We start from the raw sequence: 19,955 nt of genomic DNA, 5'->3' as shown, positions 1-19,955 counted from the left end.
TCGCGCAGAGTCATTCCCCCGGAGCCCCCGGTAATCCCATACTGGGGACCGCGACGGCACGGCCACCCGGTACCCGGGGCCGGGCCGATCGTCCGGACGAAGGAGGTCACGATGGTGGACTCGCACGACGGTGCAGCGCGACCGGCCCCGAGCGGGCGTCGGGCCACGTCGAAGCCCTCGGCGGCGGTGCTAACCCCGCCGACCGGACTGCCGGCCGTCGAACCCTCGGCAGAACCACGGGTCCCGGTACAGGTCCCGGCACAGCGCGCGCCCGCCGACCCGATCGTCCCGGCGTCGACCGGCGTCCGGCTCTGCGCCTGCGGCCACCCGGAGGACGTGCACGAGCACTACCGCCCGGGCAGCGACTGCGGGGCCTGCGGGGCCCGCGCCTGCGACTCGTTCCGGGCACTCGGCGAGCCGGAGCCGAGCCGCAACCCGCTGCGGCGGCTGCTGCGCCGCTGAGCCGTCCTGCACCACCGGACCGACGGGGCCCGGGAGCATCCGCTCCCGGGCCCCGTTCCGGTCAGGGCTGGTGGACGGCGGTCGCCTCGTCCGCGGAGGGCGTCGGCGCGGCGTCGAACTCCCGCGCCGCCAGCGCGCGGACGATCCCGGCCCGGCCCTCGGTGACGAGCCGGCGCAGCGAGGCGGGCTTCGCGGTGTCGGCCAGCCAGGCGTCGGCCGCGTCGACGGTGCGCTGCTCCACCGCCCAGGACGGGAACAGCCCGATCACGACGTTCTGCGCCAGCTCCGAGGTGCGCCGGGCCCACACGTCGTCGATCTCGGCGAAGTAGCGCTCCACGTACCCGTCGAGCAGGCCGCGCTGGGCCGGGTGCGAGAAGCCCGCGATCGCCGACTCGTTGATGGCGTTCGGCAGGGAGTCGTTGTGCACGGCACGCTGCCAGGCACGCTCCTTGGCCTCGGCGGTCGGCACCAGGGCACGGGCCCGCTCGGCCTGCCGGGCACCGGTCGAGGTGGCGTCGCGCTGCTCCTCCTCGGCGATCTCGGTCTCGCCGGCCCGGCCGTGCGCGACCAGCGCGTGCAGCAGCCGCCAGCGCAGGTCGGTGTCGACGGTCAGCCCGTCCGGGACGCGGACGTCGAGCAGCCAGCCCTTCATCGCGTCGAGCGTGACGTCCGGCAGCACCGACGCCGCCAGCGCGTTCACCACGGCCAGCTGGGTGTCCGACCCGGCCGGGGCGGTGTCCAGCCGGAACCGCAGCGCGTCGGTCAGCAGCGGCCAGCCCCGCTCGGTGGCCCACTCCGGGGCCGAGTAGGAGGCGGTCGCCGTCTGTGCCTGCAGCAGCAGCCGGGACGCGACGCCGATCTCGGTCTCGGTGTCGAACCCGCCGGCGACCAGGGTGACGAAGTCGCGGGCCTTCAGCTCGGCCTCGCGGGTCATCTCCCAGGCCGAGGACCAGCAGAGCGTCCGCGGGAGCGGGTCGGCGATGTCGCCGATCCGGTCGACCAGGGTCGCCAGCGACCCGGGGTCCAGGCGCAGCGCGCAGTAGGTGAGGTCGTCGTCGTTGACCAGCACCAGCTTGCCGCGGGGCAGCCCGACGAGCTCGGGGACCGGGGTGCGCTCGCCGGAGACGTCCAGCTCCACCCGGTGGGTCCGGACGAGCTTGCCGGTCGCCGGGTCGTCGTCGTACACGCCGACGGCGATCCGGTGCGTGCGCAGCTCGCCCGCACCGGGGCGGGCGCCGCCCTGCACCACGTCGAACGCGGTGAACCGGCCGGCCTCGTCCACCCGGAACGACGGCCGCAGCAGGTTCAGGCCGGTGGTGCGCAGCCACTGCGCGCCCCAGTCCGAGAGGTCCCGCCCGGAGGCGGACTCCAGCGCGCCCAGCAGGTCGTCGAAGGTGGCGTTGCCCCAGGCGTGCGCGGCGAAGTAGTCGCGCAGCCCGGCCAGGAACGGCTCCAGCCCGACGTAGGCGACCAGCTGCTTGAGCACCGACGCGCCCTTGGCGTAGGTGATGCCGTCGAAGTTGACCTCGACGGCCTGCAGGTCCGGGATGTCCGCGGCGATCGGGTGCGTCGAGGGCAGCTGGTCCTGCCGGTAGGCCCAGGACTTCTCGACGTTGGCGAACGTGGTCCAGGCACCGGTGTACTCGGTGGCCTCGGCCTGGCACAGCACCGACGCCCAGGTGGCGAACGACTCGTTCAGCCAGAGGTCGTCCCACCAGCGCATGGTGACGAGATCGCCGAACCACATGTGCGCCATCTCGTGCAGGATCGTCTCGGCACGCCGCTCGTAGAGGGTGTGCGTGACCCGCGACCGGAAGACGTAGTCCTCCAGGAACGTGATCGCGCCGGCGTTCTCCATCGCGCCCGCGTTGAACTCCGGCACGAACAGCTGGTCGTACTTGCCGAACGGGTAGGTGATCCCGAAGTTGCGGTGGTAGAAGTCGAAGCCCTGCCGGGTCTCGGTGAAGATCCGCTCGTGGTCCATGTGCGGGGCCAGCGAGGCGCGGCAGTAGATGCCCAGCGGGATCTCGGCGTGGTCGTCGCGGTAGGTGTCGTGCCAGCTCGCGTACGGACCGGCGATCAGCGCGACCAGGTAGGTCGAGAGGATCTCGGTCCGCTCGAACGAGTGGACGGCGCCGGCGGGGGAGTCCGCGACGGCGGCCGGGGCGTTCGAGATGACCTTCCAGTCCCCGGGCGCGGTCACCGTGAGGGTGTAGCGGGCCTTGAGGTCGGGCTGGTCGAAGCAGGGGAACAGCCGCTTGCAGTCGGCCGTCTCGAACTGCGAGTACAGGTAGACGGCGCCGTCGACCGGGTCGACGAAGCGGTGCAGGCCCTCACCGGTGTTGGTGTAGAGGCCGGTCGCGACGATCGTCAGCTCGTTCTCGGACTCCAGCCCGGGCAGCTCGAGCCCGTCCTCCTCGGTCCAGTCGGTGGCGTCGAGGTCGGTGCCGTTGAGCGTCGCCGAGGTGACGCCCTCGCCGACCCACTCGATCCAGGTGCTCCGGCCGGGCTCGGTCGCGGTGAAACGCACGGTCGTGGTGACCGCGAACGTCCGCTCGGACGGGGCGCCGGCGCCGTCGGTGAGGTCGATCGTCACGTCGTAGGTGGAGACGTCGAGCAGCGCGGCGCGCTCCTGCGCCTGGACACGGGTCAGGTTGGGCGGGGTCATCAGAGGTGGTCTGGTCCTCTCCGGGGAGTGGGGTCGTCCGCATCCAATCACGTGCCCGGTGACCGGGCAGGGAACACCGGGCCCGGCTCCGCGGAATGACCGCCCGCCGGCCGTCGTTGCGCCGGTCATGACGACTGCTGCCCCTGCCGCACCTGCTCGCGTCGACATCTGGTTCGACCCGCTGTGCCCGTGGGCCTGGCTCACCTCCCGCTGGGTGCTGGAGGTCGAGAAGGTGCGCGAGGTCGAGGTGAGCTGGCACGTGATGAGCCTCGGTGTCCTCAACGAGGACCGTGACCTGCCCGAGAACTACGCCGAACTGATGAGGAAGGCCTGGGGCCCGGTGCGGGTGTGCATCGCCGCGGCCGAGCAGCACGGGTCGAAGATCCTCGCGCCGCTGTACACCGCGCTCGGCGAGCGGATCCACAACCAGCAGAACAAGGACTTCGACGACGTCGTGGCCGGTGCGCTGGCCGAGCTGGGTCTCCCGGCCGAGCTGGCCGGGGCCGCGCACTCCACCGAGTGGGACGAGAAGCTGCGCGCCAGCCACCACGAGGGCATGGACCCGGTCGGGCTGGACGTCGGGACCCCCACCATCCACGTGGACGGCGTCGCCTTCTTCGGCCCGGTGATCTCCCGGGTGCCCAAGGGCGAGGACGCCGGCCGGCTGTTCGACGGGGCCCGGCTGATGGCCGAGAACCCGCACTTCTTCGAGCTGAAGCGGACCCGGACCGAGGACCCGTCCTTCGACTACTGACCGCCGGCCGGCCGCTGCGGGGCGGCCCCGGGGAAACGCGATCGCGAACGAGGACGCCCGTTCGGCCACGGTGAGCGCCGGGTCCGTGCAGGGTGCCCCGTCGTGGACACCAGGTACTCGCGTCGGCCGGCCTCGGTGCTCGGCGGGGCACTGCTCGTCGCCGGTGCGCTCGCCGGGGGACAGATCGCCGTCACCACCGCCCTGGAGGCCCCCGACGGGGCCCTGCGGACCGCCCTGAGCCCGTACCGGGACGGTGCGTTCACCGTGCGGGCCGCCGCCGTGGACGCGCGGGTCGACATCGCGAGTGCCGAGGACGGCTCCTACGTGCTGGGGCACACCCCGGCCGGCAGCGACGTCGTCCTCGACCTGGGCCTGCTCACCGGCGAGGTCGCGCGTCCGTGGTGGGTCGAGCCCGCCACCGGCCGGACCGTGGAGCTCGCCGAGCTCGACAGCTCCGGCGTCGCCCGGTTCCCGGTACCGGCCGGGGGCGGGGAGAACTGGGTGCTGGTCCTCGACGACGCGGCCGCCGGGTACGGCGCGCCGGACGTCGAGGCGATCGCCGAGTCGGTGGGGGAGACGGTCCGGTCCGCCGTCGCCCGCGCCGAGGCGGAGGGCGGCGGGTCCGGCGGTGCCGGGGGAGCCCGCGGCGACGGATCCGGTGGGGACGCCCGGGACGGCGGTTCCGGGGACGAGGAGGTGTCGACCGCCGACCGCGTCTCCGGCTGGCTCGGAGGGCCCGGCAGCGGCTCGGACCGCGAGGACGACGTGCGGCGCGACGGCGGGGACGACAACGGCGGCGACCGTGACGATCGGGACGGCGACCGCGACGGTGGCGACCGCGACGGCAGCAGCGGCGGTGACGGCAGCGGCGACGACAGCGACGACGACGGTGGTGGCACCGGCGGCTCCGGCGGCGACCGTGACTCCGGTGGCGACCGTGACTCCGGCGGGCAGCGCGACTCCGGTGGCGGTAGCGACGGCGGGCAGGACGGGATGGACGGGGCCGGCGACGGCCCGTCGTCGGGCACCGAGCCCGAGGACCGCAGCTTCCCCGGTGGCCCGTCCGGGGACGACGCGCAGGACCGGGACTCCGGTGAGCAGCCGGACGGCGGGGACCGGGACGGCGAGCGGGGAGAGGGGTCCGGGCCGAAGCCCGAGGACGAGCCGGAGCCGGAGCCGAAGGACGACCCCGAGCCGGAGAAGAAGCCCGAGCCGAAGCCGGAGCCGGAGAAGAAGCCCGAGCCGGAGCCCGAGAAGAAGCCCGAGCCGAAGCCGGAACCGGAGAAGAAGCCGGAGCCGGAGAAGCCCGCCGCCGGCGGCGACGGTTCCTGGGACAAGCTGGCCGAGTGCGAGTCCTCCGGGGACTGGGCCATCTCGACCGGCAACGGCTACTACGGCGGCCTCCAGTTCGACAAGGGGACCTGGAGCGACTTCGGTGGCACCGAGTACGCGCCGACCGCCGCCGGTGCGTCCAAGGAGCAGCAGATCGAGATCGCGACGAAGGTCCGCGACGCCCGGGGCGGTTACGGATCGTGGCCGGCCTGTGCCCGAAAGCTCGGTCTCCCGAGGTGACCGTGGTCCCTCCGGTGCGCCGTCCGGGCGCTGGAAGCCGGGACGGTCGACGCGTAGTCTCGGCCGTCCCCCGCCCGGACGTCCGGACCCGGTGCCCTGGTGGCACCCGCTCCGGCCCGATTCCCTACCCTTGGACCCCATGAGCTCGCCCACCCCCGAGGCCCACCGGATCGGGAACCGCTACCGGCTCGACGAGCGGATCGGTGCCGGTGCGATGGGTGCTGTGTGGCGTGGCACGGACGAGCTGCTGAACCGGACGGTCGCGGTCAAGGAGCTGCTCGCCGCCGCCCTGCCGTCGGCCGACCAGCTCGAGGAGTCGCGGCAGCGGATCCTGCGGGAGGGCCGGATCGGCGCCCGCCTGCAGCACGCCCACGTGATCAGCATGTTCGACGTCGTCGTGCACGACGACCGTCCGTGGCTGGTCATGGAGTACCTGCCGTCCCGCTCGCTGGCCGCGGTGCTGGCGGAGAAGGGCCCGATCCCGCCGCGCGAGGCGGCCGCGATCGGCCGGCAGGTCGCCGACGGTCTGGCCGCCGCGCACACCGCCGGCGTGGTGCACCGCGACGTGAAGCCGGGCAACGTCCTGATCGCCGAGGACGGCCGGGCCAAGATCACCGACTTCGGCGTCTCCCGCGCGGTGGACGACGTGCAGCTCACCCGGACCGGGGTGATCGCCGGTACCCCGGCGTTCCTCGCTCCCGAGGTCGCCCGTGGCCAGGAGCCGACCGCCGCGTCCGACATCTTCGCGCTCGGTGCCCTGCTGTACGCCGCGGTCGAGGGCGAGCCGCCGTTCGGCCTCGACGACAACGCCTATGCGCTGCTGCACAAGGTCGCCACCGGGGCGATCACCCCGCCGTCGGACGCCGGGCCGCTGACCGCGCTGCTGATGCGCCTGCTGTCCAACGAGCCCGCCGACCGGCCCAGCGCGGCGCAGGCCCGCGAGGCACTCGGCCGGATCGCCGCCGGGCAGTCGGTGAAGGGCCTGGCCACGCCGTCGACCGCCACCGCGGTGATGGACACCCACGACGCCGTGGAGCCGGCCGCCGGGCCCGGCGGCGGCACCGTCGTCGATGCCCCGGCCGTACCGGCGCCGCAGGTCATCCCGGGCGGGGGCGACGGCGCCCGCTCCGGTGGGGGCGGCCGGCGGCGGCTGCCCGCGGTGCTCGCCGCGGTGGCCGCGCTGCTCGTCATCGGGGGCGGGGTCGCCTACGGGGTCCTGTCCAACCAGGGGCAGCAGTCGCCGGTGGCCGCGCCGACCTCCGAGCAGGCTCCGCCGCCCGCGCCGACGACCGCACCGGCCCCGACGACGTCCGGGTCGGCCACACCGACCCCGGGATCCGGCGGGGTGCAGGACCCGGTCTCGTTCGTGCAGAACTACTACCGGATGCTCCCGGAGAACATCGACGGGGCGTTCGCGCTGCTGAGCCCCCAGGCCCAGGCCCAGTCCCGGGGGATCGAGGAGTACCGGAACTTCTACAGCGGCCTGCGCACCGTCTACGCGGAGAACCTGCGCAACGACGGCCCGAACGCCGTGACCGCGACGGTGGTGTTCCTCCGCCCCGACGGCAGCTCCAGCCGGGAGAACTACCGGTTCGTCGTCGGGACCGACTCCAGCGGGCAGGAGATCCTGCAGTCGTTCAGTACGGCCTGAGCGCCCGGACGAACGCGGTCGTCTCCGCGACGATCTCCTGTTGCGCCCCGGCCCGGTCGACGCCCGGCACACCGTCCCCGGACTGCGCGCCGTAGTCGCCGAAGTAGGCGTGCACCCCACCCGCGACCTCGACGAACCGGGTCCGGGCCGGGAGCAGTGACCGGGACGCGGCGATCGTGTCCGGCGTCGCCAGCCCGTCCCGCGAGCCGGACACCGACAGTGCGGCGACCGGCGCGCCGGACAGGTCGCCGGCCGGGTAGGACGCCCACAGCAGGAGCCCGCGCACGCCGGGCACGTCGACGGCCCGGGCCGCGGCGACCCCGCCCATCGAGTGCCCGCCGACGACCCACGTCCTGGTCCCGGGCAGCGCGGCCACGGCCCTGGCCGTGGCTCCGGGGCCGGTCAGCGCCAGCCCCAGCGGCGGTGCCGGCACGACGACGACCGCACCCTGCTCGGCCAGCGGAGCGAGCAACGGCAGGTAGGCCCGCGGATCGACCAGCGCACCGGGATGGAAGACGACGCCGACCCCGCTGGCCGGTCCGCGCGGGCGCAGCTCCCAGGCGTCGGCCCGGTGGACGACGTCGACCGGGCCGGTGTCGACGGCGTCGGCCGGGTACGGGCGCAGCCACACCGCCACCGCGACCAGCGCCACCAGCAGCAGCGCCCCCGTGACCCGTCCGGCCCCGCGCACGCGTCCCGTCCGCACCGGCCGCCGGCGCCGGGCGAGCAGCACCGCACCGACGGCGGCGACGGCGAGCAGCAGCAGCGGGTAGGCGGGATGCCCGGCGGCGAGCACCGCCCACCAGCGGACCGCCGTCCACACCGGGACGGCGACCGCGACGGCACCGAGCGCGGTGCGCAGGTACACCGCCCACCGGGGGCGCGGCACCCGCTCCCGGCCGGTCACCGCCCGGTCACCTCGGCGACCCACCGGACGATCCGGCCGGTCGCGGCCGCCCGGGTGTGCCGGTCGAACACCTCGTGGCCCTCGTCGGCCAGCCGCAGGAACTCCACCGGTGCGCCGCGGCGGGTCAGCGCCCCGTGCACCGCCAGCGCCTGGCCGAGCGGCACGTTGGTGTCCTGCTCGCCGTGCACGAGCAGCAGCGGCGCCGTGATCTCGTCCACCGCGTGCAGCGGGGACATCGCCCGCATCGAGGCGGCGTCGGTGCGGGGGTCGCCGTACTCGGTGAGCGCCGGCCCGGCGATCCACGGCTCGGTGTCGGCGTAGAACGCGAGGAAGTCCGAGATGCCGCACACGTCGACCCCGCCGGCGAACAGCTCCGGGAACCGGGTGAGCGCGGCGAGGGTGAGGTAGCCGCCGTAGGAGCGCCCGCCGACCACGATCCGCCGCGGGTCCACGTCCGGGACCCCCGCGAGCAGCCGGGTCGCGGCCCGCACGTCGGTCACCGATCCCGGGCGCAGCCCGCCGTCGTCCAGCCGGGCGAACGCCCGCCCCCGGCCCGACGAGCCGCGCACGTTCGGGGTCAGGACGGTGACCCCGGCCGCCACCAGCTCGTGCAGCAGCGGCGCCCAGCCGGGCCGCTCCTCGGACTCCGGCCCGCCGTGCAGCCAGACCATCCCGGCCCCGCACGGGGCCGCCGGCCGGTGCAGCCAGCCGGCCAGCCGCAGGCCGTCCTCGGCCGGGAAGCGCACCTGCTCCGGTCGCGGCGGCACCGGGGTGACCGGTTCCCCGCCGAGCAGCGCGACCGGCCGGCCCCCGTCGACCGGCAGGCGCACGACGTGCGGGGGCAGCCCGGGACCGTGCCCGGCGACCAGCAGCTCCGCACCGTCCCGGCCGAACACCACCCCGGTGACGACGTCGCACGGCGCGAGCAGCCGCTGCGGCCGTCCGCCGCGCAGGTCGGCGATCTCCAGCTCGCTGCGCCCGCCCACGTTCCAGACCAGCGCCGCGCGGGTGCCGGACCGGTCGAGGGCGAGGACCTCGAGATCGGCACCGGGCCGCACGGCGACCGGCCGGGCGGGGGACGCCCGCTGCTCGTCGGTCTGGCCGAGGGTCACCGCGAGCAGCGCGGTGCGCTCGCGGTCGGCGTCGGTGTGCACCCACAGGGTGCCCGGCGTGCTGCCGAACTGTGCGCCCGCGGTGAGCGCGCCGCCGGAGCCGCCGACGAGCCGCTCCCGGGCCCCGGTCCACAGGTCGACCAGGTCGAGCGCGCGTTCGCCGCGGCGCCCGGTCCGCAGCACGACCCGGCGGCCGTCCGCCGAGACCGCCTGCACCACGGCCGACTGCCCGGTCCCGAGCAGGACCGATGTCCCGTCCAGGACGTCGACGAGGAACGCCGTGCCGTCCCCGTGGTCGTCGGAGCACGGGTCGCCGGACGCGGTGTGGACGGTGACGCCCAGCCGGCGCCCGCCGGGTGCCCAGGCGCCCAGGGTCACGGCGGTGGCCGCCGGGGCGATCTCCTGCGGGGTGCCGCCGTCCGGATCGAGCAGCAGCACCCGGGTGCGTTCGCCGCCGGACGGGGCGATCTGGACGGCGATCCGGCCACCGTCCGGGGCCCAGGCGAGCGCGGTGACGTCCGGGTGCGGGCCGCCCGCGGTGCCGGTGCCGTCGAGCACCCGGGCCGTCGCGAGGTCGACCGGCCCGTGACCGGGCATCGGCGCGACGTGCACCCGGGGCCGTCCGGGCCGGTCGGAGATCCAGGCGATCCGGGTCCCGTCCGGCGAGACGGCCGGGTGCAGGTGCCCGGCCGCGGCCGCCGGTCCCGGGGTGCTCCCCGGACGTGTCCCGGCCGCTCGTGCGGGTGTGTGCAGGGCCTCCATCGACCACCTACCCCCGTCCGTCTCCCGCCGCCTGCTCGTCGGTCGTCGCCGGTACCGGAACGTACCTCCTGCAACGGTCCGCCCACGTGACATCCGCGTATCGCCGGGCCCGGGCGGTCAGCAGGGTGTGCTGGGCCACGGCCCCGCCCAGGGTCATCGGGTCGCCGTGGCCGGGCACGCAGGTCCGGGCGGCGCGGGTGAGCAGCAGGGCGAGCGCGTCCGGCCAGCGCAGCGGGTGGGCGTCCGGCCCGGCCGAGGGTGGCGCGCCGTTCTCCAGCAGGTCCCCGGCGAACAGCACGCCCGCGTCGGGCACGTGCACGGCGAGATCGTGCCCGGTGTGCGCCGGTCCCGGGTACACCAGCTCGACGGTGCGCCCGCCCAGGTCGAGCCGGTGGACGTCGCCGGGCCGCGGGCAGACCGGACGGTCGGGGAGCACCGGCACGGTCGCGGCGAGCGCGGCCGCGGTGCGGTCGTCGCCGGTGCTCCGGTAGTGGCGCACCCACTCCGCGCGCTGGGCCGCCGCGGTGACCGTGAGCGCGGCGGCGCACCCGGCCTGGGCGTGCACGGGCACGCCGGGGAACGCCGACGTCCCGAAGCAGTGGTCGAAGTGGGCGTGGGTGATCGCGACGAGCAGCGGCAGACCGGTCACCGCGCGCACCGCCGCCGCCAGCTCGGCGCCCTGGGCGTCGTCGCCGCGGGTGTCGATCACCAGGGCCCGGTCCCGCCCGAGCACCAGCCCGGTGGTGAGGTCCAGCTCGGTGTGCCGGCGGGCGAGCACGCCGGGGCCGACCTCGGTCCAGTGGCCGTCCGTCACCGCCGCGCCACCGTTCCTCAGACCGCGATCGCGGTGGAACGCCCGCGGTCGTCGCGGCCGGGGCCCAGGTACTCCGCCGTCCCGCGGGCCACCCGCTCCGCGGTCCAGGCGCAGACGAGCGCGTCCAGCGCGTCGTCGATCCGGGTGCCGGTGGGCAGGTCGCCCAGCAACGCCGCCGGATCGGCCCACCCCGACAGCGCCGCGATCCGTTGCCCCGCGCCGCGTGCGGTCTTCTTCGACGCGAACGCCACGGCCGGCGCGAGCGTGCGGAAGCTCAGCTCGGGATGCGCCTCGACGACCCCGGCCGGCAGCGTGACCTGCTGGAACTGGCGGATCTTCGGCACGATGTTCCAGGTCTGCACGCTGATCCTGCGGCCGGTGACCCGCTGTGCGGCCGCGCAGGCGTCGGGATAGGAGCCCGCGTCCAGCACGGCGGGCGGCGGGGTCGGGAACAGCGACGAGCGCGCCCCGCCCAGCCGGGCCGACGCGAGCGTCTCGGCCGGGCGGCGCGCCGGGCCGGTGGGCAGGACCAGCGGGATGTCGACCCCGACGGCGTCGCACCCACCGGTCGCGGCCAGGACGCCCGGCGCGTCCGGGACCACCGCCCAGGTCACGTCCCGTGCCCGGCCGGTCCCGGAGAGCAGGCACACCACCCAGCCCCGGGGACCGGAGTCGACCCCACCGATCCGCATGAGGAAAGATCCTGCACCGTGCGCGTCTACCTGGGCAGTGACCACGCCGGTTTCGAGGTCAAGGGCAAGCTCGTCGAGTACCTGACCGGGCAGGGGATCGAGACCGTCGACGTGGGCGCCCCCACGTACGACGCGCTCGACGACTACCCGGCCTGGTGCATCGAGACGGCCCGCCGGGTCGTCGCGGACCCCGACGGGCTCGGCATCGTGCTCGGCGGCTCCGGCAACGGCGAGCAGATCGCCGCGAACAAGGTGCAGGGCATCCGGGCCGCGCTGGCCTGGAACCCCGCCACCGCGACCCTGGCCCGCGAGCACAACGACGCCCAGATCATCGGCGTCGGCGCCCGCCAGCACTCGTTCGAGGACTTGGTGGCGATCGTCGACGCGTTCCTCGCCACCCCGTTCTCCGGCGACGAGCGGCACCAGCGGCGGATCGACCAGATGCTCGACTACGAGCGGACCGGCGAGTACCAGCTGCCGTCGTGACGGGTCCCCGACCGGTGGTCCGGGGGCGCTGATGCCCGAGGGGCACACGCTGCACCGGCTGGCGAACCTGCACCGGCGGCTGTTCGCGCGCCGCCCGGTCCGGGTCTCCAGCCCGCAGGGCCGGTTCGCCGGGTCGGCCGCGCTGCTCGACGGCGAGGTGCTGACGACGTCCGAGGCGCACGGCAAGCACCTGTTCCACCGCTACGGCGCCGACCGGGTGGTGCACGTCCATCTCGGGCTGTACGGCACGTTCGTCGAACGGGAGCTGCCGGCTCCGGAACCGGTCGGGCAGCTGCGGATGCGCCTGGTCGGCGAGACCCACTTCGCCGACCTGCGCGGCCCGACCGCCTGCGAGCTGCTCACCGGGGCCGAGGCACGGGCGATCCGGGCCCGGCTCGGCCCCGACCCGCTGCGCCGCGACGGCGATCCCGACCGGGTGTGGCAGCGCATCTCGCGCTCGCGCAGCCCGCTGGCCACGCTGCTCATGGACCAGGCGGTCATCGCCGGCGTCGGGAACGTCTACCGGGCCGAGCTGCTGTTCCGGCACGGCCTCGACCCCCGGCTCCCCGGCCGGGCGCTGGACCGGGAGACCTGGGACGCGATGTGGGCCGATCTCGTCGTGCTGATGCGGGACGGCGTGCGGCGCAACCGGATCGACACCGTGCGGCCCGAGCACGACCCGCGCCGCCGCGGCGAGCGCGGCCGCGTCGACCGGCACGGCGGTGAGGTCTACGTCTACCGGCGCGCCGGGATGGCCTGCCTGGTGTGCGGCACGGAGGTCCGGCACGCCACGCACGCGGCACGCAACCTGTTCTGGTGCCCGACCTGCCAACCGGCCCGCGGCGGTCCCGAGGGCTAGGGTCTGCTCCCGTGGTGGAGCACAAGCCGATCGAGTGCTGGATGACCGACATGGACGGCGTCCTCGTCCGCGAGGGGAGCATCGTCCCCGGTGCGGACGCGTTGCTGTCCCGGTTGCGGGACAAGGGTGTTCCGTTCCTGGTCCTGACCAACAACAGCATCCACACCGCGCGTGACCTGCGGTACCGGCTGCAGGCGACCGGGCTGGACGTGCCCGAGGAGTCGATCTGGACCTCGGCGCTGGCGACGGCGGCGTTCCTGGACGAGCAGCGGCCGCGGGGCAGCGCCTACGTCATCGGTGAGGCCGGGCTGACCACCGCGCTGCACGACGTCGGCTACGTCATCACCGACCGCAACCCCGACTACGTGGTGCTCGGCGAGACCCGCACCTACTCGTTCTCCTCGATCGCCACCGCGATGCGGCTGGTCGAGAAGGGCTCGCGGTTCGTCGCCACCAACCCGGACGCGACCGGCCCGTCCCCGGAGGGCATCCTGCCGGCGACCGGTTCGGTGGCCGCGATGATCTCGAAGGCGACCGGGGTCGAGCCCTACTTCGTGGGCAAGCCGAACCCGCTGATGATGCGGGCGGCGCTGAACCGGCTGGGTGCGCACTCCGAGTCCACCGTGATGATCGGGGACCGGATGGACACCGACATCCTCGCCGGGCTGGAGGCCGGGATGCGCACCGTCCTGGTGCTGACCGGGATCACCCGGGAGTCGGAGATCGACCGCTTCCCGTTCCGCCCGACCCGGGTGGTGCCCTCGGTCGCCGATCTCGTCCAGGACGTCTGAGCCGGGGTTGCGAATCACAGCGATGTGATTCACCCTCGAACACATGTACGCAACCGAGGACGTGTCATGGTGCCGCTGCGCCGGGTGCGGCGCGGAGGCGGAACTGCCGGCGGTCGACGCCGCCGGGGTCGAGGTCCCCTGCCCGGACTGCGCCGACCCGATGGCGGTCGAGTTCTCCTGGGAGTCGGCGGCCTGAGCGCCGGGCTCAGACCCGGAAGCCCAGCGCGGACGGCTCGCCGCGGCGCAGCGCGGCGACGTGCTCGTCGACCGTGGTCAGCGAGTGCAGATCGGCGCCGTCCCGCATCGCGGCGACCAGCGCCGTCTCGGCGGCCTCGATCGCCTCCGCGGTGTCCACGATCTCGGCGAACCGGGCCGGCGGTGCGATGAGCAGGCCGTCGTCGTCGCCACGGACGACGTCGCCGGGGCTCACCACGATCCCGCCGAACGAGACCGGTTCGTCGATCGTGCCGGCGTCGCGGACCGATCCCGACGCCGGGCAGGTGCCGCGGGCGAACACCGGCAGGCCGATCGCACGCAGGCCCCGCAGGTCGCGGACCAGCCCGTCGACGACGATGCCGGCCAGCCCCCTGCGGTGCGCCTCGGTCGCGAACAGCTCGCCGGACACGGCCCGGGTCCCGCCCGCCCCGGCGACCACGAGCACCGACCCGGGTGCCGCGGCCCGCAGCGCGGCGAACATCGGGAGATGGTCGTCGACGCAGGTCACGGTCACGGCCGGGCCGGTCAGCGCGGTGTCGGTCAGCAGGGCGCGGATGGCCGGGTCCACCACCGGCAGTGACTTGTCGGCGTCGCACAGCGAGGAGACCTGCAGCGCGCGGAGCCGGTCCAGGAGATCGGTCATGGGACGGATCCTGCCGTAGTCGGCCGGGCGCGGCCGTGCCCCTCAGGACGGAACCGGCCGGCCGGGATCGCGACCGAGCAGGGCCAGGGTGCGCGACCACGGGCCGGTGGCCCCGGCGCCGGCGTGCACCGGCCCGAACGGGAGCCCCGGATCGTCGCGCTCGGTGGGAACCTGTTCGGCGATCGAGAGGGCCCGCCCGACGAGGTCGTCGTCGAGACCGGCGGAGTAGGCGTCGGCCGCGCCGAGCGCCGTCGCGACGTCCCAGCCGTGGACCAGCGTGTCCACCAGGTGCATCGACACCAGGGTCGGCAGCGGGACCCGGGATCCGAACTCGGGCAGCAGCACGGGCCGGTCCAGCCCCTCGGCCGCGGCGACGGTGGTCGTCACCGTGGCCAGCGACCCGGCCACGTCCGCGGCCGGTGACGGGCTGAGCGGGCGTGGCCCGAACGCGGCGGCGTCGGTGTCGCTGCCGTGCTGCGCCGCGGTGACGGCGGCCGCGAAGCCGTGGTCCTGGCCCGTCATGTGTTCGAGCAGGGCCCGCAGGTCCCATCCCGCGCACGGGGTGGGCCGATCGAGATCGGCCGGGACGATCCGGTCGGTGACCGCTCGGACGGCGGCCACCGACCGGTGGTGCAGCTCGAAGACTATAGGCATACGCCTATCGTCTATGATCGCCTACGATCTGTCGAGAGTGGGTCGGCCGGAGCCCCGGGCCCGCTCGACGTAGTCGATCATCGCCTGGTCGGGCCCGCCGGCCGCGACCACCTCGGTGGCGTTCTCCGCCCGCATCCGGAACAGCTGCTCGCGCAGCTCCGGCTCGCCGCGGTGGAACCCGGCCAGCAGCTCCGCCCAGCGCGCGGCGAGCGCCTGCACGCGCGGGTCCGCTGGGTCGGTGCCCGCCGCCATCTCGGCCCGGATGCCGGCGATGACGTCCGGCCACTGCGCGGCGGTGGTCTCGCCGTCCGCACGTGCCGCCTGCAGCGCGGCGACCTGGTCCGGTGTGAAGTATTGCGCGAAGGTGTCGTTCACCCTGCTCACCTCGTCGATCATCATCAACACGTCCGACGGGGTCGGGTCCGGTGCCTCCCGGAGCCGGTCGACGACGCCGGACAGCGTGCTGCGCAGCGAGCGCAACGCGGCCAGCCGGTCGTCGACCTGCTGCAGGTGGGCGGTGAGGACGGCGGCGAACGAGCCGCTCGCGAGCAGCTCGCCGACCGCGTCGAGCGGGAGTCCGAGCTCCCGCAGGGCGACCACCTGGTAGACGCGGCGGACGTCGCCGTCGTCGTAGACGCGGTGGCCCGAGTGGGTACGTGCCGAGGGCACGACCAGGCCCCGCTCCTCCCAGTGGTGCAGCGTGCGCACCGTCAGTCCGGTCGCCCTCGCGAGCTCGCCGACCTTCACCGGTCTCCCCTCCCGTCGGGCCGTCACCTCGTGACGGCATGATGGACGGTGCCGCCTCACGTCGCGTGAGGATCAACCCGCCGTGTCGCGACACGCCGAAGAAGCGCGACACGCCGTGCGCGCCTCAGTCCACCGGGTGACGCGGCCCCCGGGAGCAGCGTGAGCGATCGATCGCTGTCCGTGTTCGCCTGGCGCGCAACGGGAACCGAGCGTGTCGGCCGTCCTGGGGGAACCCGTCGCGGGGCGCGCAAACCACCCGGCGGAGGGGGAGGTGACCGCCGCCACTCTTCCGGGTGGCGACCGTATCTCCCGGCGCACCCCGGTCCCTAGCGTTCTTCCTGCCGGGTCGCGTTCCGCAACGCCGGTTAGGTCTCGATCAGAACTCATTTCGGGAGATGACAATGGGCAGGAAGCTCGCGATCGTCGTTGCCGGTGCCGCGGCGTGCCTGGTGGCGTTCGGCTCGCCGGCGTTCGCGTCGACGTCGCACGACCGTGACGACGTGAACATCAACGACTCGGGTAACGAGCAGGCGCAGGTCGGCCTGGTCAACCTGCAGGACCTCGACGTGCTCAGCGGCATCATCGACTGAGTTCGGCCCGGCGACGCGCCGTGCCCCGGCTCCCGGGGTACGGCGCGTCGGCGTTTCCGCCGGTCGTGCTCAGCGCTGCGGGGACCCGTGGAACACGTAGTCGGCCGGTTCCACCCGCGCGGTGCGGGCCTCGTAGTCGCGCATGTAGCCGGGCCAGTTCGTCACGATCCGGCCCGAGTCGTCCCGGTACCACGAGTCGCAGCGCAGCCAGGCCGTCCCGGCGAACCGGGCCTGGGTCGCCTCGTCGTAGGACCGCTCGACCTCGGCCCGCACCTCCACCCCGCTCGACCCGCGCCGCGCCGCCTCCTGCAGCGCCTCGCGCACGTACCGGGCCTGGTGCTCCAGGTAGCGCACGATCGACCCGCCGGAGGTGTTCGTGTTCGGTCCGTAGAGGACGAACAGCGACGGGAACCCCGGCACCGTCATCCCCAGGTAGGCGTGCGCACCGTCGGCCCACTCCGCGCGCAGCGACCGCCCGCCGGGACCGGTGATCTCCATCGGGAACATGAAGTCGGTGGTCGCGAAGCCGGTGCCCCAGATGATCGTGTCGGCCTCGTGCACCCGGCCGTCGGCGGTGCGCACCCCCTCCGGGACGATCTCGGAGATCCGCTCGGTCTCCAGCGACACGTTGGGGCGCTGCAGCGCGGGCAGCCAGTGCGAGCTGAACAGGATCCGCTTGCAGCCGAAGGTGTAGTCCGGCCACGCCCGGCGCCGGACCTCCGGGTCGCGCAGCTGCATCCGCATGAACACCGTGGCGTAGAGCCGGCCGATCCGGCCCCAGGTCGAGGGGTGGCGGATCATCAGGGTCAGCGACTCGCAGTACTCCGTGACGAACCGGCGCCGCAGCCGCTGCAGGCCGGGGACCCGCCGGATCGCCGCCCGCCACCAGGCCGGGAACCGCCGGTTGCGGCGCGGCAGGAACCAGTTGCCGGAGCGCTGGAAGACGGTCAGGTGCCCGGTCCCCGGCGCGATCGCGGGGACGAACTGCACCGCGCTCGCGCCGGTCCCGATCACGGCGACCCGGCGGCCCCGCAGGTCGTGGTCGTGGTCCCAGCGCGCCGAGTGGAACGCGTGCCCGGCGAACGAGTCCACCCCGGGCAGGGACGGGACGACCGGCGTGTTCAGCTGCCCGGTGGCCACGATCAGGACGTCCGCGGTGCGGGTGCGGCCGTCCTCGGTGGTGAGCGTCCACGGCCCGTCGGCCCGCGGCCGGTCCGCCGCGGTGACCCGGGTCCCGGTCTCGACGAGGTCCGCGACGCCGAACCGGGTCGCCACCTCCTGCAGGTAGGCGAGGATCTCCGGCTGCGGGGAGCACAGCCGGGACCAGCCGGTGCGCTGGGCGAAGGAGAACGAGTACAGGTGGCTGGGCACGTCGCACGCGGCACCGGGATAGGTGTTGTGCAGCCAGGTGCCGCCGAGGCCCGGGGCGGCGTCGAGGATCGACACGTCCCGGATGCCGTGGGCCCGCAGCTCGATCGCGGCCGCGATCCCGCCGAAGCCGGCGCCGACGATGACAACGCTCGGTGCGTGCATGGGACCTCCCTGTCGCCGTGATCACCGTAGCGATCCGCGGCGGGACCCGGGGTGCCCGTCGCGGCCCGTGCGGGCCGCGGCTACCGGGCGTCCGCCGGCTCCAGCGCCGCGGCCAGCGCGTCCACGGTGACCTCCCCGCGGTAGCGCTCGCCGTTGACGTACAGCGTCGGGGTGCCGCGCACCCCGCCCCGGACGGCGGCGTTGAACCCGGCCTCGATCCGGTCCTCGACGGCCCGGGTGGCCGGCCAGATGACCTGGTCGGGCCGCGCCCCGGCGGTCCGCGCGTGGGCGCGCAGGTCGTCCTGGCCCAGCCGGGGCGGCCCCGGTGCGAACAGCGCGGCGTGCATCTCCCAGAACCGGCCCTCGCGCGCGGCCATCTCCGCGGCCAGCGCCGCCGCGATGGCGTGCGGATGCACCTCGTGCAGCGGGAAGTGCCGGAAGACGAACCGCAGCCGTTCACCCAGACGGGCCCGGACCTCGTCGATCACGGGGGCGGCGTCGCGGCAGTACGGGCACTCGTAGTCGCCGTACTCGACGAGGGTGAGCTCCGCACCCGGTGCCCCCAGGACGTGGTCGTACGGGCCGACGGGCGGGTCGAGCCGGCTCACGGGACCTCCGCGCGGTGCGGTTCGGGCGGGACGGCAGGATCGTCGCATGGCGGTCACGACGCTGGTCGAGCGCGGGGATCTCTCGGACTCCGCACGCCGGTTCCTCGGCACCGAGTCCGGCTCGGCCGTGCTGCTGGTCGGCGCGGCCGTCGTCGCGCTCGTCTGGGCCAACCTCGGCGCCGGGTACGAGTCGTTCTGGCACACCTCGCTCGCCGTCCAGCTCGGCGGCAGCGGGCTCGATCTCGACCTGCGGCACTGGGTGAACGACGGCCTGATGGTGCTGTTCTTCCTCTCGGTCGGCCTGGAGATCGCCCGCGAGACGACGCTCGGTGAGCTGCGCGGCGCCCGTGCGCTCGCCGCCCCGGCCGCCGCCGCGGTCGGCGGGCTCGTCGTCCCGGCGCTGCTGTTCCTGTCGCTGAACGCGGGCGGCGAGGCCGCCGGTGCGTGGGGGATCGCGATCTCCACCGACACCGCGGTGATGCTCGGGGTGCTGGCCCTGCTCGGCCCGCGGTGCCCGGACCAGCTGCGGGTGTTCCTGCTGGCGCTGGCGATCGTCGACGACATCGGCGCGGTCGCGGCGATCGCGCTGTTCTACACCGACGAGGTCGACGTGGTGGCGCTGGTGGTGGCGGTGCTGCTGCTGGCCGGCCTGCTGGGACTGCGGTACGTGCGGTTCTGGCGGACGCCGTTCTACGCCGTCGTCGGGGTGTTGTGCTGGCTGGCGGTGCTGGCCTCGGGGGTGCACCCGAGCGTCGTCGGGGTCGCGCTCGGGCTGCTGGTCAACGCCTACGCACCGCGCCGGGAGCAGATGGCCGACGCGATGCGGGCCGGCAAGGACTCCTGCTCGACCCGACACCGGAGCGGGCGCAGGCGGCCCGGTCCGTCGCCGTCGGCGCGGTGTCGCCGAACGAGCGGCTGCAGCTGCGCATCCAGCCGTGGAGCAGCTACGTGATCGTCCCGCTGTTCGTGCTGGCGAACGCCGGTGTGGTGCTCGACGCGCAGACCCTGTCCGCCGCCGCGACCTCGATGCTGACCTGGGGGATCGTGCTCGGGCTCGTGGTCGGCAAGCCGATCGGCGTCGCGCTCGCCACCTGGGTCGCATTGCGCACCGGGATCGGCCGGGTGCCGGACACGCTGCGCTGGGGCCAGCTGCTCGGCGGGTCGGCGCTGTCCGGGATCGGCTTCACGGTGGCGTTGTTCGTCACCGAGCTGGCGCTGTCGGACGAGCTGCTGGTCGCGGAGGCGAAGATCGGCATCCTCACCGGCTCGGTGCTCGCCGCGGTCGCCGGGTGGCTGGTGTTCCGGCTGGCGGGGGAGCGTGGTGGGCAGTGCTCGCCGAGCGGGGTGCCGACGCTGCCGCCGCGGCCGTGGCGGCCGGTCGACTAGCGGCACGGCACCTCCGCCGGGTGCGAGCAGGTCGCGCTCGACACCCGA

Annotated in this window: 21 protein-coding genes; 11 read left to right on the top strand and 10 right to left on the bottom strand. The window is 74.8% G+C overall.

The genetic code is table 11. The features are described from left to right. Positions 1-111 precede the first annotated feature (111 nt). Entirely contained in the window at positions 112-462 is a 351-nt protein-coding gene (locus AFB00_RS03915) for a hypothetical protein (protein WP_068796082.1), read from the top strand. A gap of 61 nt (positions 463-523) precedes the next feature. Here AFB00_RS03915 and pepN read toward each other — a convergent pair whose 3' ends face one another. Continuing rightward, on the bottom strand, positions 524-3,130 hold the full coding sequence (gene pepN, locus AFB00_RS03910; RefSeq protein WP_068796081.1) for an aminopeptidase N: 2,607 nt from the start codon (positions 3,128-3,130) through the stop codon (positions 524-526). Between the two features lie 127 nt (positions 3,131-3,257). On the opposite strand from pepN, the gene AFB00_RS03905 reads away from it, so the two are divergent. From AFB00_RS03905 to AFB00_RS03895, 3 genes are all read left to right on the top strand, one after another. Continuing rightward, a complete protein-coding gene (locus AFB00_RS03905) occupies positions 3,258-3,884 on the top strand; it encodes a mycothiol-dependent nitroreductase Rv2466c family protein (protein WP_068796080.1) in 627 nt (208 codons plus the stop codon). Positions 3,885-3,986: 102 nt separating this feature from the next. After that, positions 3,987-5,456 (top strand): transglycosylase family protein, encoded by a 1,470-nt coding sequence (locus AFB00_RS03900; RefSeq protein ID WP_156819362.1) that lies wholly within the window; start codon positions 3,987-3,989, stop codon positions 5,454-5,456. 139 nt (positions 5,457-5,595) lie between these two features. Continuing rightward, the gene (locus AFB00_RS03895; protein WP_068796078.1) at positions 5,596-7,107 is read left to right on the top strand and encodes a serine/threonine-protein kinase; all 1,512 of its coding nucleotides are present in this window, start codon (positions 5,596-5,598) and stop codon (positions 7,105-7,107) included. Here AFB00_RS03895 and AFB00_RS03890 read toward each other — a convergent pair. The 4 genes from AFB00_RS03890 to AFB00_RS03875 are packed head-to-tail and all read right to left on the bottom strand — an operon-like array spanning position 7,094 to position 11,394. Continuing rightward, positions 7,094-8,014: an alpha/beta hydrolase gene (locus AFB00_RS03890; RefSeq protein WP_197519739.1), complete on the bottom strand. Its 921-nt coding sequence runs from the start codon at positions 8,012-8,014 to the stop codon at positions 7,094-7,096. The genes AFB00_RS03895 and AFB00_RS03890 overlap by 14 nt on opposite strands. Then, positions 8,011-9,888 carry a S9 family peptidase gene (locus AFB00_RS03885; protein ID WP_068796077.1) on the bottom strand — a complete coding sequence of 626 codons (1,878 nt, stop codon included), beginning with the start codon at positions 9,886-9,888 and terminating at the stop codon, positions 8,011-8,013. Before AFB00_RS03885 ends, AFB00_RS03890 begins: the two co-directional genes overlap by 4 nt. A 7-nt stretch (positions 9,889-9,895) precedes the next feature. Next, on the bottom strand, positions 9,896-10,702 hold the full coding sequence (locus AFB00_RS03880; protein ID WP_068796076.1) for an MBL fold metallo-hydrolase: 807 nt from the start codon (positions 10,700-10,702) through the stop codon (positions 9,896-9,898). Between the two features lie 17 nt (positions 10,703-10,719). Beyond that, the gene (locus tag AFB00_RS03875; RefSeq protein WP_068796075.1) at positions 10,720-11,394 is read right to left on the bottom strand and encodes a DUF429 domain-containing protein; all 675 of its coding nucleotides are present in this window, start codon (positions 11,392-11,394) and stop codon (positions 10,720-10,722) included. Positions 11,395-11,412: 18 nt separating this feature from the next. Between AFB00_RS03875 and AFB00_RS03870 the strand changes: the two genes are divergently transcribed. From AFB00_RS03870 to AFB00_RS32915, 4 genes are read left to right on the top strand one after another with little or no spacing between them, the layout of a single operon-like run. Beyond that, the gene (locus tag AFB00_RS03870; RefSeq protein ID WP_068796074.1) at positions 11,413-11,880 is read left to right on the top strand and encodes a ribose-5-phosphate isomerase; all 468 of its coding nucleotides are present in this window, start codon (positions 11,413-11,415) and stop codon (positions 11,878-11,880) included. Between the two features lie 31 nt (positions 11,881-11,911). Then, a complete protein-coding gene (locus tag AFB00_RS03865) occupies positions 11,912-12,739 on the top strand; it encodes an Fpg/Nei family DNA glycosylase (protein ID WP_068796073.1) in 828 nt (275 codons plus the stop codon). A gap of 50 nt (positions 12,740-12,789) precedes the next feature. Beyond that, a complete protein-coding gene (locus AFB00_RS03860) occupies positions 12,790-13,530 on the top strand; it encodes an HAD-IIA family hydrolase (protein WP_197519881.1) in 741 nt (246 codons plus the stop codon). A 43-nt stretch (positions 13,531-13,573) separates the two neighbouring features. Further along, positions 13,574-13,726, top strand: a complete 153-nt coding sequence (locus AFB00_RS32915; protein ID WP_156819361.1) for a hypothetical protein — start codon at positions 13,574-13,576, stop codon at positions 13,724-13,726. A gap of 9 nt (positions 13,727-13,735) precedes the next feature. Here the strand turns inward: AFB00_RS32915 and AFB00_RS03855 are convergent, their stop codons facing one another. Genes AFB00_RS03855 through AFB00_RS03845 form a run of 3 tightly spaced genes read right to left on the bottom strand, consistent with a single transcriptional unit; the run spans position 13,736 to position 15,790 of the window. After that, positions 13,736-14,389 (bottom strand): RraA family protein, encoded by a 654-nt coding sequence (locus AFB00_RS03855; protein WP_068796071.1) that lies wholly within the window; start codon positions 14,387-14,389, stop codon positions 13,736-13,738. A 42-nt stretch (positions 14,390-14,431) separates the two neighbouring features. Continuing rightward, positions 14,432-15,043, bottom strand: a complete 612-nt coding sequence (locus tag AFB00_RS03850) for a TIGR03086 family metal-binding protein (protein WP_083275246.1) — start codon at positions 15,041-15,043, stop codon at positions 14,432-14,434. 21 nt (positions 15,044-15,064) lie between these two features. Continuing rightward, a complete protein-coding gene (locus AFB00_RS03845; protein WP_197519738.1) occupies positions 15,065-15,790 on the bottom strand; it encodes a MerR family transcriptional regulator in 726 nt (241 codons plus the stop codon). Between the two features lie 401 nt (positions 15,791-16,191). Between AFB00_RS03845 and AFB00_RS03840 the strand changes: the two genes are divergently transcribed. Beyond that, complete coding sequence (locus AFB00_RS03840) at positions 16,192-16,380, top strand: hypothetical protein (RefSeq protein ID WP_068796068.1); 189 nt, start codon at positions 16,192-16,194, stop codon at positions 16,378-16,380. Positions 16,381-16,449: 69 nt separating this feature from the next. Here the strand turns inward: AFB00_RS03840 and AFB00_RS03835 are convergent, their stop codons facing one another. Together AFB00_RS03835 and AFB00_RS03830 are read right to left on the bottom strand one after the other, a co-directional pair. Next, positions 16,450-17,913: a flavin-containing monooxygenase gene (locus AFB00_RS03835; protein WP_068796067.1), complete on the bottom strand. Its 1,464-nt coding sequence runs from the start codon at positions 17,911-17,913 to the stop codon at positions 16,450-16,452. Between the two features lie 80 nt (positions 17,914-17,993). Next, entirely contained in the window at positions 17,994-18,521 is a 528-nt protein-coding gene (locus AFB00_RS03830) for a DsbA family protein (protein WP_068796066.1), read from the bottom strand. A 46-nt stretch (positions 18,522-18,567) separates the two neighbouring features. On the opposite strand from AFB00_RS03830, the gene AFB00_RS03825 reads away from it, so the two are divergent. Together AFB00_RS03825 and AFB00_RS35410 are read left to right on the top strand one after the other, a co-directional pair. After that, complete coding sequence (locus tag AFB00_RS03825; protein ID WP_250637530.1) at positions 18,568-19,473, top strand: Na+/H+ antiporter NhaA; 906 nt, start codon at positions 18,568-18,570, stop codon at positions 19,471-19,473. Next, positions 19,419-19,907 carry a Na+/H+ antiporter NhaA gene (locus tag AFB00_RS35410; RefSeq protein WP_250637529.1) on the top strand — a complete coding sequence of 163 codons (489 nt, stop codon included), beginning with the start codon at positions 19,419-19,421 and terminating at the stop codon, positions 19,905-19,907. The genes AFB00_RS03825 and AFB00_RS35410 overlap by 55 nt, the downstream gene beginning before the upstream one ends. Positions 19,908-19,955: the final 48 nt, after the last annotated feature.

This window comes from Pseudonocardia sp. HH130630-07 (assembly GCF_001698125.1).
Classification (GTDB): Bacteria; Actinomycetota; Actinomycetes; order Mycobacteriales; family Pseudonocardiaceae; genus Pseudonocardia.
Note: the sequence above shows the minus strand (reverse complement) of the source record. Positions and strands in the feature narration are given on the sequence as shown.